1 protein-coding gene is annotated in these 1697 nt (G+C 72.1%); it reads right to left on the reverse strand.

The window, feature by feature from the left end:
- Nucleotides 1-29 precede the first annotated feature (29 nt).
- Complete coding sequence (locus tag DQP56_RS24125) at nt 30-1532, reverse strand: glycosyltransferase family 39 protein (protein ID WP_234825815.1); 1503 nt, start codon at nt 1530-1532, stop codon at nt 30-32.
- Between the last annotated feature and the right edge of the window lie 165 nt (nt 1533-1697).

Consider the following 1697-nt stretch of genomic DNA (forward strand, 5'->3'; position numbering starts at 1 on the left):
GGCTGTGAGCCCCCCGCGGCCGTGTCGGCTCAGTAGCCGACGCCGGAGCTGTGCCGCATCCGCGGCCACAGCGTCTCCCAGCTGCCCCGCGCACCCTGGCACAGGTAGATCTTGGCGGCGCTCTCGCCGTTGCGCACCCCGCCGGGGAACCTGATCGACCGCAACTGGCTGACCTGGGACCAGTACTGGCGCAGCTTCAGCACCGGGAACCGTCCGACGCACAGCACGGTATCGGCGCTGCCGGCGGGCGGCCCCCAGTGGGCGAAACTGCCGTCGCCGCTGACCACCTGACGGTCGATGCCGGCGGCCGGACCCAGGATCGTCAACGCCGAGGCCTCGCCGTAATTGCTGGTGAAGATCGGCACGTCGGGGGGCAGCGACGATGCCGCGGCCGCCACCTGGGTGACGAACTGCGGCCAGCCGTAGGTCTCCAACGGAATCGGGTTGACCTTCCGCATCGTCATGGCGGCCGCCGGCGGCAACACCGGCAAGCAGAACATCGCCGACGCCGCGAACAGCCCCAGCAGCGCCACCGCCCAGCCGCGCGGCGGCCGGTCCGGGTTCCCGGCCTCGACGCGGACCGCGCCGGCGGCGAACAGCGCGACCAGCGCGGGGCCCGCGTAGTAGGCACGGCCGCCGCTGATGACGCAGAGCAACACCGCCACCACCGGCACCGCCAGAATCCAGCGGTACTCCCGGCCGGCCGGGGACGCCAGCCAGCCGCCGCCGACCAGCCACAGCAGCACCAGCAGCGGGCCGGCGTACAACAGCAGCAGCAGCGGCACCTGGGTCAGCGATCCCAGCGGCCCGCCCATCCGAACCGACATCGCCTGGGCGAACTGCAGGCTCGGCCAGCCGTGTTGCGCGTTCCAGATCAGGTTCGGGGCGGCCAGCGCAGCGGCCACGGCGCCGGCCAGCCACGGCCCCGGTGTGCGCAGCGCTTCCCGCCGGAACAGCGCCAGGCCCACCGCAATGCCGGCCAGCAGCAGCGCAACGGTCTGTTTGGCCTCCAGTCCGATGCCGGCGACCAGGCCGGCCGCCAGCCAGGCCGGCACTGTGCCGACCCGCAGCGCGCGGGTCACCAGCAGCAGCACCGCAATCCAGATCAGTTGGTCGACCACGGTGGTCCCGAAGAACATCGCGGCGCCCATGAACAGCGGACTGGCGGCGACGGCCGCCGCCGTGATCGCCTGCGCGGTACGCCGCCCGCCGAACTCCGCGGCGAGCAGCGCCGCCAGCACGATGCAGCCGAGGTGTATCGCGATGGCCAGCAGTCGCAGGCCCGCCAGGCCGCCGAGCGCGGCCACCCGCGCCAGCAGCGGTACCAGCGGCGGGTGGTCGACGTACCCCCACGCCGGGTGCCGGCCGCCGACCACGTAATAGAACTCGTCGGGATGCCAGCCGTATCGCATCGCAACCGCGCCGTGCACAGCCGCGGCGACCGCCACCACGACTGCGACCGGCAACAGGGTTGAGCGGTCCACCGACGGCGCTGTCGAACGGTCCACCGGCAGCGCTGTCGAGCGGTTCAAAGGCGCTCCGTCCTCGGATTTAGGGTACAAAGTGGAGAAGCGTATCAAGTGGTTGACAGCTGTCCGTTTGCGGGGTTTTGCCGCGGATCGACCACAATCGACGCTGTGAGGCCTGACGAGTGGATCGCCCACGACCCCGACCCGGTGACCGCCGCGGAGGTGGCC

Origin of the sequence: Mycolicibacter senuensis (assembly GCF_003284925.1) — a bacterium.
In the GTDB taxonomy this organism is placed as follows: Bacteria; Actinomycetota; Actinomycetes; order Mycobacteriales; family Mycobacteriaceae; genus Mycobacterium; species Mycobacterium algericum_A.